Source organism: Microbacterium sp. 22215 (assembly GCF_052045655.1).
GTDB classification, from domain to species: Bacteria; Actinomycetota; Actinomycetes; order Actinomycetales; family Microbacteriaceae; genus Microbacterium; species Microbacterium phyllosphaerae.
On the sequence record NZ_JBQEPC010000001.1, the window covers coordinates 504,920 to 519,489 of the forward strand.

A 14,570-nucleotide genomic window follows, 5' to 3' on the forward strand; every position below is an offset into this window, starting at 1 on the left:
GTGACACTCGATTGTCACGAGCGGCATCGGGCTGCCTAACGTATTCGAGTCCCCCAAGAGAGGAACCCGAACACTCATGTCCATCACAGCATCCCGTCGGACCACATCCGTCATCGCCGCGCTCGCCGCGGTCCCGCTCTTCGTCGCGCTCGCAGGCTGCGCGACGGCATCCTCCGAGGCAGGCTCCGGCGGCGGTGACTCCGAGAACGAGACCGTCAAGGTCGGAGTCGTCAGCAAGGGTGACGCCCAGTGGGCTCCCTTCGTGGAGGCGGCCGCTGACGAGGGCATCACGGTCGAACTCGTCGACTTCGGCTCCTACGAGCAGCCGAACCCCGCTCTGACCGAAGGTGAGATCGACCTCAACCAGTTCCAGCACATCGTCTACCTCGCCGAGTACAACAACGCCTCGGGCTCTGACCTGACGCCGATCGGCTCCACCGCGATCTACCCGCTGGGTTTGTACTCGCAGAAGTACGACGATGTCGAAGACATCCCCAAGGGCGAGACCGTCGCCGTTCCGGACGACGCGTCCAATCAGGCGCGCGCGCTCAACGTGCTGCAGCAGGCCGGTCTGGTGGAGCTGAAGGATGGCGGCACGCCTTACTCCGACCTGGCGCAGGTCGACACCGAGAAGTCCAAGGTCAAGATCACCGCGCTCGAGGCCGCGTTGATCCCGACTTCGCTGCCCGACGTGGCCGCGGCGATCATCAACAACGACTTCGTCGAGGACGCAGGCCTGTCGTTCGATGACGCGATCGCACAGGATGACCCTGAGGATGCCAGTGCGCTGCCGTACGTGAACATCTTCGCCGCCCGCGCCGAGGATGCCGACAACGAGACGTACCTCAAGCTGGTCGAGATCTTCCAGACGAACGAGGACGTGCAGGCGGGCCTTCAGGAGTCGTCCGGCGATGTCGCGGTTCCCCTCCAGGTTCCGGTGGCGGATCTGGTCGAGTCGCTCGCGAAGGTTCAGAAGGACGCCGCAGACAAGAAATAGGTCTGTCGGGAGGATCACTGCCGACTGATGCGAGAATCGGGTGGCGCATCGCGCGTCACCCGATTCGTCGTCTCCCGACACCCACCGGAGCAGCACAATGCCCATCGTGAGCCTGACCAACGTGTCCAAGGCATACCCCTCCCGCACGCGTGATGACGCAGAGGTCGTGGCCGTCGACGACGTCACCCTCTCGATCGAGAAGGGCGATGTCTTCGGCATCATCGGATACTCCGGTGCGGGCAAGTCGACCCTCGTGCGCCTGATCAACGCCCTCGAGCCGGCGACGAGCGGCACCATCACGGTCGACGACGTCGACATCACGGCGCTCAAGGAGAGCGAGCTGCGCAAGGTGCGCGGCGGGATCGGCATGATCTTCCAGCAGTTCAACCTGTTCGCCTCACGCAGTGTCAAGGCGAACATCGCCTATCCGCTCAAACTCGCCGGCTGGTCGAAGGCCGATATCGAGGCTCGCGTCACCGAGCTGCTCAGCTTCGTCGGCCTGGCGGACAAGGCCAAGGCGTACCCCGAGCAGCTTTCGGGTGGACAGAAGCAGCGCGTCGGCATCGCCCGTGCTCTCGCCACCGGCCCCGCGATCCTGCTCGCCGACGAGGCCACCAGTGCGCTCGACCCGCAGACCACGCACGAGGTGCTCGACCTCCTCAAACGTGTCAACCGGGAGCAGGGTGTCACGATCGTGGTCATCACGCACGAGATGGACGTCATCCAGACTATCGCCACCAAGGTCGCAGTCATGGAGAACGGTCGGGTGATCGAGCAGGGTGACGTGTTCGACGTCTTCTCGGCCCCGCAGAACCCCGCGTCGCAGCGCTTCGTCGGCACGGTCGTGAAGGGCATCCCGTCGCCGTCCGAGCTGTCCGTGCTGCGCGAGCGCCACCGGGGGCGCCTCGTCACCTTCTCGTTCCGCGACGGCGACTCGTCGCAGGCGCAGGTCTTCCTCGACCTCGCCGCCGCGGGGCTCGACTTCGAGCTCGTGTACGGCGGCATCAATGACATCCGCGGGCGGGCCTTCGGGCACCTCACGCTCGCGATCCGCGGCGAGGATGCGGTCGTCGACCGCACGCTCGCAGGAATCGGCGAACGTGTCGAAGTGACCGAGATCGCCGGAGAGGAGGCGCGCTGATGGACCGTCTGAACGAACTGTGGCCCGAGCTGTGGAAGGCCGCGCTCGAGACCCTGTACATGACGTCGTTCGCGCTCGTGCTCGGCGGCATCCTCGGCCTCGCGATCGGTGTGATCCTCTACGTCACCCGGCCGGGAGGACTCGCGCAGAACCGGGCGGTCGCGGTCATCGCGAACCTCGGAGTCAACTTCTTCCGGCCGATCCCGTTCGTGCTGTTCGTGGCGGTCGCCCAGCCTCTTGCTCGTGTCGTGGTCGGAACGGGCATCGGCACGACCGCCGGGGCATTCATGATCGCTCTGGCGGCCGCTTTCGCGATCGGACGCATCGTCGAGCAGCACCTCGTGTCGGTCTCGCCGGGCGTGATCGAGGCCGCTCGTGCCATGGGTGCCGGCCCGTGGCGCATCCTCTTTACCGTCGCGATCCCCGAGTCGCTCGGGCCGCTCATCCTGGGCTACACCTTCATCGTGGTGGCGCTCATCGACATGACGGCGATGGCCGGTCTCATCGGCGGCGGCGGGCTCGGCGCGTTCGCCCAGATCTACGGCTTCCGGCAGTTCGAGCCTGTCGTCATGTGGACGGCCATCGTGCTGATCGTGGTGTTCGTGCACCTCGTGCAGATCCTCGGAACGAGGCTCGCACGCAAGATCATGCGCCGCTGACGGGCGCTTCCTGCAGCGTGCGCGTCGTGGAGAACATCCGCGGCGCGCCGCTCAGCGGATCCACGAAGTGCAGTTCTCGGGCGAGCAGCTGCATCGGGTGGGCGAAGTCGTCCGGTCGCTCGCCACGGAGTTCGGGGTAGAACGGGTCGTTCAGGATGCCGAGGCCGAGTGCGGCGAGGTGCACCCGCAGCTGATGCATCTTGCCGCTGTGCGGGCGCAGCAGGGTGTGCACGACGCGCTCGTCGGCGTCGATCACCTCGATCGCCGTCTCGGCGTTCGGCTCCCGCTCGTCGTCGACCTGCACCTTCAGCTCGTTGCGGAGCTTCACGATGTGGTTGCGGTACACGAGGGGGAATCGCGACGCGTCCCAGTCGTCCGGTCGGGCGGAGACGGCCTCGTAGACCTTCCGCACCTGCCTGGTCTCGAACAGCAGCTGGTAGGGCGCCCTGGTCTGCGGGCGCGCCGAGAACATGAGCACCCCGGCGGTCGCCCGGTCGAGGCGGTGGATCGGCGCGAGCTCGTCGTTGCCCAGCAGGTTGCGGAGGCGGATCAGCGCGGAGTTCTGCAGGAACTTCCCACCGGGGATGGTCGGCAGGAAGTGCGGCTTGTCGATGACGACCAGGTCGTCGTCCTGATGGATGACCTCGATCTCGACGGGGAGCCGGGTCTCGACAGGGGGGTCGCGGTAGTACCAGATGAACTCCTCGACGCCCAGGGGCGTGTCACGAGCCAGGGGAGTGCCGTCGCGAGCCACGATCTCTCCTCGATCGAAGCGGCTGAGCAGCCCCTCCGGATCGAGGTGGAAGAAGCGCTCGATCATGTACGCCCCGACGGTCGGCCATTCGCCGCTCATCGGGACGTGCAGGCGCGTCGCGCCGACGCCGTCGCGCACCGGAAGAGGGGAGAGCATCGCCATGTCGTCAGAACCTCACGCGTCGAAGCTCAGGCTCAGCTTGCGCAGCAGCGCGGCGAGACGGTCCCGATCGCCGCGGGAGAGAGCCCGCAGCAGGTCGTCCTCGACGTCGACGAGCCGCGTGATCGCGGCATCCACTCGGATGCGTCCGTCGTCCGTGAGCGTGACGAGGACGCTGCGTCCGTCGGCCGGATCGTCCTCGCGCCTCACGAAACGTCGTCCGACCAGCCGGTCGATGCGATTGGTCATGGTGCCGCTGGAGACCAGCGTCTGCTGGAGCAGCTGTTTGGGGGAGAGCTGGAAGGGCGCGCCCGCCCGGCGCAGCGCCGACAGCACGTCCCACTCCCAGGCCTCCAGATCGCTGCGGCGGAACACGTCGCGACGGGCGCGATCGAGCAGCCGGGTCAGCCGGTCCATCCGCGACAGCACCTCGAGGGGTGAGAAGTCGAGGTCGGGGCGCTGGGTGTTCCAGGCGCCGACGATCCGATCAACCTCATCCGCCTCAGTCATCCGTCCATTATCGCCGGTAGCACGCAGGCGGACGTGGCAGACTTGACCCGCGGCTCTCTCGGGGGCCGCGGTCCGCCGTGGTGTAATGGCAGCACGACAGCCTTTGGAGCTGTTAGGTCTAGGTTCGAGTCCTGGCGGCGGAGCATGACTGGGAACAATCTCGCCATCATCATCCTCGCCGCAGGCCAGGGAACCCGCATGCGCTCGCGCCTGCCCAAGGTGCTGCATCCGATCGCGGGGCGACCACTCGTGGGGCACGTTCTGACGACCGCCGGTCGCCTCGGCGCCGAGCACGTCGAGGTCGTCGTGCGACACGAACGAGACCAGGTCGTCGCGGCGCTCACCGCCGACTACCCGGACGCGATCTTCATCGACCAGGACGAGGTCCCCGGCACCGGACGCGCCGTCCAGGTCGCGGTCGACGCACTGCCCGCCGAGTTCGACGGCGACGTCCTCGTGCTCTCGGGCGACTGCCCCCTCGCGGATGCCGACACGCTGCGGTCGTTCCTCGATGCCCACCGCGACGCCGACGCGGAAGCCACGCTGATGACCGCCGTCGTCGACGACCCGACCGGCTACGGCCGCGTCATCCGCGATGCGGACGGCGGCGTCGACCGCATCGTCGAGCAGAAGGACGCGAGCGCCGACGAGGCGAGCGTCCGTGAGATCAATGCGGGCATGTACGTGTTCCGGATCGGCACGCTGCGCAGGTACCTTCCCTCGGTCGGTGTCGACAACGCGCAGGGCGAGATGTACCTGACCGATGTGCCGGGGCTCCTCCGCCGTGACGGCAGCCGGGTGGCCGCGTCCGTCGTCTCCGACGTCACCGTCACCTTCGGCGTCAACGACCGCGCCCAGCTCGCCGAGGTCGGTCGTCTGCTCAACCGGCGCATCGTGCGCCGCTGGCAGCTCGAGGGGGTCACGGTCATCGACCCGACGACCACCTGGATCGACGACGACGCGACGCTCGCGCCCGACGTCACGGTCCTCCCGAACACGCACATCCTGCGTGCCACGACGATCGCAGAGGGCGCGATCATCGGCCCGGACACGACGCTCGTCGACTGCGAGGTGGGTGCGGACGCGATCGTCCGCCGTACCGACGCCACACTCGCCGTCATCGGCGCCGAGGCCACGGTCGGCCCCTTCTCGTTCCTCCGCCCCGGCACCGTGCTCGGCGCCAGGGGCAAGATCGGCGCGTACGTCGAGACGAAGAACGCCGAGATCGGCGAGGGCAGCAAGGTCCCGCACCTGTCGTACGTGGGCGATGCGACGATCGGCCGCGGCGTCAACCTCGGTGCGAGCACCATCACGGCGAACTACGACGACGTGAACAAGCACCGCACCGTGGTCGAGGACGAGGTGCACACCGGCTCGCACACGACCCTCGTCGCGCCCGTTAGGCTGGGAGCAGGCGCCAAGACAGGTGCCGGCGCCGTGGTCCGCAAGGACGTCCCCGCCGGTTCCCTTGCCATGAGCGTCGCCCCTCAGCGCAACATCGAGGGTTGGGTCGAGAAGAACAGGGCAGGCACGGGTGCGGCAGACGCCGCAGCCCGATCCCGAGTGGCGGAATAGGCGAAAACGATGGCGCGCAAGAAGAAGACTGTCGATCTGGACCGGGACAACGGCATCGCCCCCGGACTCGTCGCCAAGACCAAGAAGCGGCTCGTCGTCGCAGGCGGCCGTTCGCACCCCGAGCTGACCGCTGCGGTGGCTGCATCCCTCGGCACCGAGGTGGTGCCGACCGAGCACAGGACGTTCGCATCCGGGGAGATCTACGCCCGATTCGAGGTGTCGATCCGAGGCTGCGACCTCTTCCTCATCCAGACCTTCGGTGAGCCGGTCAACGAGTGGCTCATGGAGACGCTGATCATGATCGACGCCGCGAAGCGCGCATCGGCCAAGCGCATCACGGTCGTCGCCCCGTACTATCCGTATTCGCGTCAGGACAAGAAGGGCCGTGGCCGCGAGCCGATCAGCGCCCGACTGGTCGCCGACCTGCTCAAGACCGCGGGCGCAGACCGCGTGATGAGCGTCGACCTGCACGCCGCGCAGATCCAGGGCTTCTTCGACGGTCCCGTCGATCACCTGTTCGCGAAGCCCGTGCTGCTGGATTACTTCCAGCGCACGCTGAGCGCCGAGGACCGCAAGATCCTCACCGTCGTCTCGCCCGACATGGGTCGCGTCCGCGTCGCCGACACGTGGTCCGACAGCCTCGGAGCGCCGCTGGCCATCATCCACAAGCGCCGCGACCCGAAGGTCGCCAACCAGGTCTCCGTGCACGAGATCGTGGGTGCCGTCGAAGGACGCACCTGCCTTCTCGTCGACGACATGATCGACACCGGCGGCACCATCGTGAAGGCCGCGCAGGCGCTCAAGGCGAACGGCGCGCACCGCGTGATCGTCGCGGCGACGCACGCGATCTTCAGCGACCCGGCATCCGAGCGTCTGCAGGACGCCTCGATCGACGAGGTCGTCATCACCGACACGATCCCCCTGACCGAGTCGCGTCGCTGGGACAAGCTGACGATCCTGCCGATCGCCCCGCTGCTGGCTCGCGCGATCCACGAGGTCTTCGAGGACGGATCCGTCACGAGCATGTTCGGCGGAGACGCGTAGGCGACCCATATATCGGGCACAGCCCGCACATAGATGCTGTCCCTACGGTCGAATCAACACACCGATCAAGGCCGGGAGGACCATCATGATCCGCACGACTGTACCGACTTCTGTTCGCAAGGGCGCAGCCCTCGCCGGAATCGCAGGACTCTTCGTCCTCGCAGGATGCTCCGGCACGGCCGACGCCGAAGACCAGTCCACCGACACCGGCAGCGGCACGAGCACCGGGTCGACCGATTCGGGAGCATCGACCGGCGACTACACCGACGGCACCTATACGGCCGACGGCTCGTACCAGACGCCTGAGACCGTCGAATCCATCAGCGTGACCCTCACGATCGCCGACGGCGTCGTGACCGAGGTCGAGGTGACGGGCGACCCCAAGGCCCGCGAGACCGAGCAGTACCAGGGACAGTTCATCGACGGCATCTCGGATGAGGTCGTCGGCAAGTCGCTCGACGACCTGAACGTCAGCCGCGTCGCCGGCTCGTCGCTCACGAGCGGCGGGTTCAACGAGGCCGTCGACTCGATCAAGGAGCAGGCCGCCGCCTGAGGCGCCTGACACGGCCATGGCGATCTGGCGCTTCGACGCGATCGGCACGACCTGGGAGATCGAGACATCGGCTGAGCTCGGCGCCGACGAACGACAGCTCGTCGTCGCCGAGATCTCTCGGTTCGATCGGGAGTGGTCCCGGTTCCGGGAGGACTCCGCGGTCACCCGCGTCGGACGCGACGGCGGATCCATCTCGTCGCCGGATGCCGGAGCGATGCTCGATGCCTATCGAGAGCTCTCTCAGGCGACCGCAGGCGCGGTCAATCCGCTCGTCGCCGACAGCCTCTCAGCGCTCGGCTATGACGCGTCGTACTCGCTCATCGCCGGCGATCCGGTCGCAGCGCCGGCCGGCTGGACGCAACGCCTCCGCTGGACGGCGGGGGAGGCCATGGCATCCGATCCGGTGCTCCTCGACGTCGGCGCACTCGGCAAGGGCCGCCTCGTCGACCTCGTGTCCGAGACGCTCGCCCACGTGCCGGGCGACCTCGTCGTCGACGCGGGCGGTGACATGCGGGTGCGGGGAAGCGCGGTGCGCATCGGTCTCGAGCATCCGTATGACGCGACCAAGGCGATCGGCGTCATCGAGCTGCAGGATGCGGCTCTGTGCGCCTCGGCGGTCAACCGCCGCGCATGGGGCGAAGGACTCCACCATGTGCTCGACGCCCGCACCGGAATCCCCGTGCGCACCTGGGCGGCGACCTGGGCCATCGCGCCCGATGCGATGAGAGCGGATGCCGTCGCCACCGCCCTGTTCTTCGACGGCGGGCCTGAGCTCGCCGCATCCTGGGGAGTGGAGTGGGTGCGAATGTCGACCGACGGCCGCGCAGAACGCTCGCCCGGATGCCCCGCACAACTGTTCACCGCACGCCCCTGACCCGTCAGAACTAGGGAAGAGTAGACCCGTGATCACCTCCCTCACCGCCCTCCGGCAGCGCGTGCTCGCACTGCTCGGCGGCATGTCGATGTACCGCCTGGTGCTGTTCTCCCTCGCGGCCCTCGCGCTCATCGCCCTCGTGCTGTCGGCGCTGGGCGTGATCGTCTCGCCGACACCTCTCGAGATCGTCGCGTCGTTCGTCGTGCTCGCGGTGGTGATCTCGCTGGTGGATGCGGTGGCTCAGCGCATCCTGAGTCTGCCCTGGCGCATCGAATCGTCGCTCGTCACTGCGCTCATTCTGCTCTTCGTGCTCAGGCCGGGGCTCGAACCGACAGCACTGCTCGGACTCGCGATCGCCGGCGCCGTCGCGAGCCTGTCGAAGTACCTGATCGCATGGCGCGGACGCCACATCCTCAACCCGGCGGCCTTCGGTGCCGCCGTCGTGTCGATCCTCGGCTCGTTCGGGGCCTTCGAGTGGCTCGGCACGTCTTCGTCGTGGTGGGTGGGCACGCCGTCGCTCTTCATCCCCGTGGCGATCCTCGGACTCGCCGTGCTGTGGCGCACCGAGAAGGTGCGGATCGTCGTGATCTTCCTCGTCGTCGCGATCGCCGTGTCGGTGCTGCGGCAGGCGGTGCAGGCGCAGGAGTTCGCGATCGCGTTCGACCTCGGATCCGCGCTCTCGTTCGCGGTGCTGCAGTCACCGTTCCTGTTCCTGGGCGCGTTCATGCTGTCGGAGCCCCTCACGCTGCCGCCACGGCGCTGGCAGCAGTTCTCGGTCGCCGCCCTCGTCGGCATCCTCGCCGGCTGGCCGATCGAGGTGGCCGGGCTCTTCACGCTCGGCCAGGAGCGCGCCCTGCTCATCGGCAACCTGCTGGCCTTCGCCTTCGCCCTGCGGGGATCCGTGCGCCTCGTGCTCGAGAAGCGGCAGTTCATCACCCCGACCGCGCAGGAGCTGACGTTCCGCGCGAAGGGGAAGGTGCGCTTCCTCCCCGGTCAGTACCTCGAACTCGACGTGCCGCACCACCGACCGGATGCACGAGGCACCCGTCGTGAGTTCAGCATCGTCTCGGCTCCGGCCGACCTGCCGACGCTGCGCATCGCCTACAAGAACGGCGATCAGAAGCATCCATCGAGCTACAAGCGCGCTCTGGCCGCAGCAGAGCCCGGGGCCGCGCTCGCGGTGACCGGCACCTGGGGCGACTTCCTGCTCCCTCGCGCCGAGACGCCGGTGCTGATGGTGGCCGCGGGCATCGGTGTGACGCCCTTCGTGTCACAGCTGCGTCAGCTTCAGGTCACCGCGCAGCAGCGCGACGTGGTGCTCGTCTATGTGGCATCCGACAGCTCCGAGCTCGCCTTCCGCGACGAGCTGGCCGCCACCGGAGCCCGTGTGATCGTCTTCACCCGCGACGAGCCTGCGGATCTTCCCGCCCACTGGACCTGGGCTCAGGGAGCGCGCCTCGACGCGGAGCACCTCGAGCGCTACGTGCCCGATCTGGCCACGCGTCACTCGTTCATCTCAGGCCCACCGCGGCTGATCGCCGACCTCGCCCCTGCCCTGCAGAAGGCCCGCTCCCTCACGACGGACGCCTTCGCCGGCTACTGAGACGGGCGGGAGGTACGCGCGATCAGGCCGTGACGTCAGTCGGTTGCGCCCGCAGCGGGGCTGACCGGGATGCGCACGGTGAAGGTCGTGTCGCCGGGTTCGCTGGCTACGGTGATGTGACCGCCGTGACCCTCGACGATCGCCTTCGCGATGGCGAGGCCGAGGCCGGTTCCTCCGGTCTGACGGGCTCGTGAGCTGTCTCCTCGGGCGAACCGGGCGAAGAGCTCGTCGCGCACTCCGGGGTCGATGCCCGGCCCGTTGTCGTGCACCCGCAGCACGGCCTCGTCGCCTTCGCGGGCGACACTGAGGGTGATCGACGTTCCGGCGGGGGTGTGCGTCCTGGCGTTGGCGAGGAGGTTCGCGACGACCTGGTGCATCCGTCCGGCGTCGCCGACGATGACGATGGGCTCGTCCGGCGCTTCGATGTTCCAGTGGTGGTCCACAGCGGTCGGACGAGCGTCGGAGAGCCCCTCCAGGGCGAGCTGGGTCAGGTCGACCGTGCCGTACACGAGCTCCCGACCCTCGTCGAGACGGGCGAGCAGGAGCAGATCCTCGACGAGGCGGGTCATCCGCAGCGACTGGGCCTGGATGCGCTCGAGCGACGTCGTGGTGCCCTCGATCGCCGCCTCCCCGCCCTGCTGCTTCAGAGCGCGCAGCGACAGCTCGGAGTATCCGCGGATCGACGACAGCGGCGTGCGCAGCTCGTGGCTCGCATCGGCGACGAACCGCCGCATCCGCTCCTCGTTCTTCTGGCGGGCGGCCAGCGAGGTGTTCACATGGTCGAGGAGGGTATTGAGCGACGCCCCCACGAGACCGGTCTCGGTACGAGGGTCGGCTTCGGCTGCCGGCACGCGTTCGGTGATCTGCACTTCGCCTCGGTCCAGCGGCTGGTTCGCGACGCGCGTGGCGGTCGCAGCCACCGCCCTCAGCGGTCTGAGTCCGACGCGGATCGTGATCGCCGTCGTGAGCGCGAGGAGGATCAATCCGCCGATGGTCGCCAGAGCGATCACGGTGAGAAGAGTCGCCAACTGGTTCTGGATCTCGGTGCGGGGCAGGCCCGTCACGACGTTCACTCCGTTGGGGGCCTGCCTCACGACGACGAGATACGAACCGAAGTCGTCCAAGGTCACGGTAGCGCTCGCGCGCCCGCCGAGCGCCGCATCGATGCGGTCGAGGTCGGCGCTCGTCAGCGTCTGAGACACTCCACTCCATTGTCCCTTCGTATCGGGGAAGACGACCCCGCCGGTGCCGCCTTCGGAGCTGGACACGGCGAGCAGAATGCCGGGCACAGGGTTTGTGCCGTCGACGACGTAGTCGATGGTCGCGATCTGGGCCGGCACCCGGCTCACCAGCTTCGCGACGTCGAGGGAATAGCCGTTCAGTCGATCTTCCAGTTGGCGTTCCAGGGTCGCGCCGAGCGTCGCGCTGGTGATCACGGCGACGATCACGAGGATGATCGAGACGAACCCGATCACGGCCGTCATCAGCCGGGTCTGCAGACTCATCGGCCGTCGGGTCATCCCCGTGTTGCTCACTGAGGCGCCTTGATCATGTATCCGACGCCTCGCACCGTGTGCAGCAGGGGTGTGCGTCCGGCGTCGATCTTCTTGCGCAGGTACGAGATGTACAGCTCGACGACCGAGGACTTGCCGCCGAAGTCGTAACTCCAGACGCGGTCGAGGATCTGCGCCTTCGAGAGCACCCGTCGCTCGTTGCGCATGAGGTAGCGGAGCAGTTCGAACTCGGTCGCGGTCAGTTCGATCTCGGTGCCGTCGCGGACGACCTCGTGGCTGTCCTCATTGAGCGTGAGGTCGGCGACGCGGAGGATCGACTGGCCGTCGTCGGCGGTCGCGTGGCCCGTGCGGCGGATGATCGCCCGCAGGCGAGCGATGACCTCCTCGAGGCTGAACGGCTTCGTGACGTAGTCGTCTCCGCCGGCGGTGAGGCCGGCGACCCGGTCGCCCACGGCATCCTTCGCGGTGAGGAAGAGCACGGGCACGAGGCTGCCCGCCTCACGGAGGCGGCGCAGCACGGCCATGCCGTCGAGGTCGGGCATCATGATGTCGAGGACGAGGGCATCCGGCTCGAACTCGCGCGCGACCTGCAGAGCCTCGAGGCCGGAGGACGCGGTGCGCACCTCCCAGCCCTCCATGCGCAGAGCCATCGCGAGCAGATCGGTGAGCATCTGCTCGTCATCGACGGCGAGGATGCGCAGGGGCGAGCCGTCGGGGCGGCGCAGTTCGGGGAGATCGGTGCTCATGAGTACATTCTGCGGAATCACCTATGGGGTTTCTATGGAGCGCGCTATGCGTCTCCTGTGAGGTTCTCGCCGCATAGGTTTCTCATCACTCGTCCCTCGATCTCGCAAAACTCCGCTTCTTAGCGTCATGATCGGCCCGCGAACGGCGCGGCGGAAGGAGACACATGTACGGGACATATCTGCGGCGAGAGTTGGCGGGCCGCAAGAAACAGACGTGGATCGTCGCGATCGGACTGGCGATCGCGATCGCCCTGGTGATCATCGTCAACGCCCTCACGGCGGGTGTGCGCGACGCGCAGGCGCAGGCGCTGGAATCCGTCTACGGCGTCGGCACCGACCTCACCGTCACGGGTGCCGCGGCGGAACCGGGGGAGGGAGGCGGACAGCGCTTCGACTTCGGCTCTGACGACGGCGCCACGGAGGGCGACACGACGACGCTCAGCCAGTCGACACTGATGACGGACTTCATGCGCGGAACGCTCGAGTCGTCCGTGCTCGACACCGTGACCTCGACGGATGGGGTCACTGCGGCATCCGCAGCACTCAGCCTCACCAACTCGACGTTCTCGGGTGAGCTCCCCAGCGGCGGGTTCGGCGCACAGGACGGCGCGACCGAGGGCACCGCACCGACCGAGGGTCAGGCTCCTCCTCAGGGCGGCACGGACGGTGCCGGCGGCGGTTCGTTCGGCGTCGACTCGTTCACGGTCCTCGGCATCGACCCCGCCGTGACCTCCGTCGGGCCCCTCGCCTCTGTCGCGGTCAGCGACGGCCGTGCTCTCGACAGCGATGACTCCGGGGCGCTCGTCGCCCTGGTCGACGCGACCTACGCGACCACGAACGAGATCACCGTCGGCGACACGATCGACGTCGCAGGCTCCGATGTCGAGGTCGTCGGCATCGTGGCATCCACGTCCGATTCCGCCGACACCGCGGCCAACGTGTACCTGCCCCTCGATACGGCCCAGGAGCTCTCGGGCGCGGGTGACGTCATCTCGACCGTGTACGTGCAGGCCGAGTCCGCGGCATCCATCGACGCGGTGCAAGCGGCACTCAGCGACGAGCTCCCGGATGCCACGATCACGTCGCAGTCCGAGCTCGCCTCGACCGTCTCGGGTTCGCTCTCGAGCGCGACGTCGCTGATCACGAACCTCGGAACCTGGCTCTCGATCATCGTCCTCGCGGTGGCGGTGCTGCTCTCGGTGCTGCTCACGCTGTCGGGCGTCTCTCGCCGCACCCGCGAGTTCGGCACGCTCAAGGCGATCGGCTGGTCGAACGGGCGCGTCGTGCGCCAGGTCGCCGGTGAGTCGATGGTGCAGGGCCTGATCGGCGGCGCCGTCGGCCTGGTGCTCGGAATCGCCGGGATCGTCGTCATCAACCTCGTGAAGCCGACGGTCGCCGCTGCAGCCGCAGGCAACGCGGAAGGCGGCCCCGGAGGAATGGGTGGCGGCCCCACGGGAGGCGGCGGCATGTTCCAGACGCAGCAGGCGGCCGACATCGTGCTTCAGGCGCCGTTCACCCCGTGGGTGCTCGTTGCCGCGGTCGGCCTCGCCGTGCTCGGCGGCCTCGTCGCCGGAGCGTTCGGCGGATGGCGGGCGGCGCGATTGAGCCCGGCCGAGGCACTGCGTTCCGTCGCCTGACGGACTCGCGAACACACGTCACAGACAAGGAGACACGGACATGACCATCGCAGATATCGCTCCTGCCGCGAACGGCACGGACGCCACGGCGCCGCTGCACCGCGCGCAGGATGTCACCCGCACCTACACGCAGAAGGGGCGCACGGTGAAGGCGCTCACGGGCGTCGACCTGACGATCGACCCGGGCGAGTTCGTCACGATCCAGGGCCCGACGGGAGGAGGTAAGTCGACCCTGCTGCAGATGCTCGGCGCGCTCGACAAGCCGTCGTCCGGTTCGCTGAAGCTCGGCGACATCGAGCTGGCCTCGGCATCCGCGCGGGAACTGAGTCGGATCCGCGCCGAGGAGATCGGCTTCGTCTTCCAGGGGTTCAACCTGATCCCGACGCTGACGGCCGCCGAGAATGTGAACATGGCGTTGGAGCCCACCGATCTGACCCGCGCCGAGCGGGCTGCGCGCGTCGTCGAGGCGCTCGCCCACGTCGGTCTCGACGACCGCGGAGACCACCTGCCGACCGAGCTCTCCGGCGGTCAGCAGCAGCGCGTGGCGATCGCGAGGGCGATCGTGAAGCGCCCTCGCGTGCTGCTCGCCGACGAGCCGACGGGCAACCTCGATGAGAGCATGCGCGACGAGATCCTCACCCTGCTCGAAGGGCTGTGCGCCGAGGGCATCACGATGATCGTCGTCACGCACGACTCGGCCGTCGCACGCCGGGCGACGCGACGGCTCAGGCTCACGAAGGGCACGGTGCAGGACATCACGAGGTGACGGACGGCACATGAGACGACGAAGGCCCCGGCGATCGC

At 68.1% G+C, this 14,570-nt stretch carries 14 protein-coding genes and 1 tRNA gene; 11 read left to right on the top strand and 4 right to left on the bottom strand.

Going from position 1 to position 14,570, the window contains the following annotated elements; all coding sequences use genetic code 11:
* The first annotated feature begins 76 nt into the window (after nucleotides 1-76).
* The 3 genes from ACTJKH_RS02595 to ACTJKH_RS02605 all read left to right on the top strand — a co-directional run bounded on the left by ACTJKH_RS02595 (nucleotide 77) and on the right by ACTJKH_RS02605 (nucleotide 2,797).
* The gene (locus tag ACTJKH_RS02595; RefSeq protein WP_440735643.1) at nucleotides 77-997 is read left to right on the top strand and encodes a MetQ/NlpA family ABC transporter substrate-binding protein; all 921 of its coding nucleotides are present in this window, start codon (nucleotides 77-79) and stop codon (nucleotides 995-997) included.
* 97 nt (nucleotides 998-1,094) lie between these two features.
* Nucleotides 1,095-2,138, top strand: a complete 1,044-nt coding sequence (locus ACTJKH_RS02600; RefSeq protein WP_440735644.1) for a methionine ABC transporter ATP-binding protein — start codon at nucleotides 1,095-1,097, stop codon at nucleotides 2,136-2,138.
* A complete protein-coding gene (locus ACTJKH_RS02605) occupies nucleotides 2,138-2,797 on the top strand; it encodes a methionine ABC transporter permease (RefSeq protein WP_210098488.1) in 660 nt (219 codons plus the stop codon). The genes ACTJKH_RS02600 and ACTJKH_RS02605 overlap by 1 nt, the downstream gene beginning before the upstream one ends.
* Here the strand turns inward: ACTJKH_RS02605 and ACTJKH_RS02610 are convergent.
* Nucleotides 2,784-3,707, bottom strand: a complete 924-nt coding sequence (locus tag ACTJKH_RS02610; protein WP_440735744.1) for a pseudouridine synthase — start codon at nucleotides 3,705-3,707, stop codon at nucleotides 2,784-2,786. The genes ACTJKH_RS02605 and ACTJKH_RS02610 overlap by 14 nt on opposite strands.
* Nucleotides 3,708-3,725: 18 nt before the next feature.
* On the bottom strand, nucleotides 3,726-4,220 hold the full coding sequence (locus ACTJKH_RS02615) for a MarR family winged helix-turn-helix transcriptional regulator (RefSeq protein WP_210098487.1): 495 nt from the start codon (nucleotides 4,218-4,220) through the stop codon (nucleotides 3,726-3,728).
* 71 nt (nucleotides 4,221-4,291) lie between these two features.
* Between ACTJKH_RS02615 and ACTJKH_RS02620 the strand changes: the two genes are divergently transcribed.
* The 6 genes from ACTJKH_RS02620 to ACTJKH_RS02645 all read left to right on the top strand — a co-directional run bounded on the left by ACTJKH_RS02620 (nucleotide 4,292) and on the right by ACTJKH_RS02645 (nucleotide 9,869).
* A tRNA-Gln gene (locus ACTJKH_RS02620) sits at nucleotides 4,292-4,363 on the top strand.
* A gap of 1 nt (nucleotide 4,364) precedes the next feature.
* Nucleotides 4,365-5,795 carry a bifunctional UDP-N-acetylglucosamine diphosphorylase/glucosamine-1-phosphate N-acetyltransferase GlmU gene (glmU, locus tag ACTJKH_RS02625; protein WP_440735645.1) on the top strand — a complete coding sequence of 477 codons (1,431 nt, stop codon included), beginning with the start codon at nucleotides 4,365-4,367 and terminating at the stop codon, nucleotides 5,793-5,795.
* A gap of 9 nt (nucleotides 5,796-5,804) precedes the next feature.
* Nucleotides 5,805-6,839 carry a ribose-phosphate diphosphokinase gene (locus ACTJKH_RS02630; RefSeq protein ID WP_440735646.1) on the top strand — a complete coding sequence of 345 codons (1,035 nt, stop codon included), beginning with the start codon at nucleotides 5,805-5,807 and terminating at the stop codon, nucleotides 6,837-6,839.
* An 85-nt stretch (nucleotides 6,840-6,924) separates the two neighbouring features.
* Entirely contained in the window at nucleotides 6,925-7,392 is a 468-nt protein-coding gene (locus tag ACTJKH_RS02635; RefSeq protein WP_440735647.1) for an FMN-binding protein, read from the top strand.
* 16 nt (nucleotides 7,393-7,408) lie between these two features.
* Nucleotides 7,409-8,266, top strand: coding sequence for an FAD:protein FMN transferase (locus tag ACTJKH_RS02640; protein ID WP_440735648.1), 858 nt, complete (start codon nucleotides 7,409-7,411; stop codon nucleotides 8,264-8,266).
* Nucleotides 8,267-8,294: 28 nt separating this feature from the next.
* Complete coding sequence (locus ACTJKH_RS02645) at nucleotides 8,295-9,869, top strand: flavodoxin reductase (protein ID WP_440735649.1); 1,575 nt, start codon at nucleotides 8,295-8,297, stop codon at nucleotides 9,867-9,869.
* A gap of 35 nt (nucleotides 9,870-9,904) precedes the next feature.
* On the opposite strand, the gene ACTJKH_RS02650 is transcribed toward ACTJKH_RS02645, so the two are convergent.
* Nucleotides 9,905-11,374, bottom strand: coding sequence for a sensor histidine kinase (locus ACTJKH_RS02650; protein ID WP_440735650.1), 1,470 nt, complete (start codon nucleotides 11,372-11,374; stop codon nucleotides 9,905-9,907).
* 26 nt (nucleotides 11,375-11,400) lie between these two features.
* Nucleotides 11,401-12,129, bottom strand: a complete 729-nt coding sequence (locus ACTJKH_RS02655) for a response regulator transcription factor (RefSeq protein WP_210098480.1) — start codon at nucleotides 12,127-12,129, stop codon at nucleotides 11,401-11,403.
* A gap of 164 nt (nucleotides 12,130-12,293) precedes the next feature.
* On the opposite strand from ACTJKH_RS02655, the gene ACTJKH_RS02660 reads away from it, so the two are divergent.
* Entirely contained in the window at nucleotides 12,294-13,766 is a 1,473-nt protein-coding gene (locus tag ACTJKH_RS02660; protein WP_440735651.1) for an ABC transporter permease, read from the top strand.
* Between the two features lie 40 nt (nucleotides 13,767-13,806).
* On the top strand, nucleotides 13,807-14,532 hold the full coding sequence (locus ACTJKH_RS02665) for an ABC transporter ATP-binding protein (protein ID WP_440735652.1): 726 nt from the start codon (nucleotides 13,807-13,809) through the stop codon (nucleotides 14,530-14,532).
* Nucleotides 14,533-14,570 lie beyond the last annotated feature (38 nt).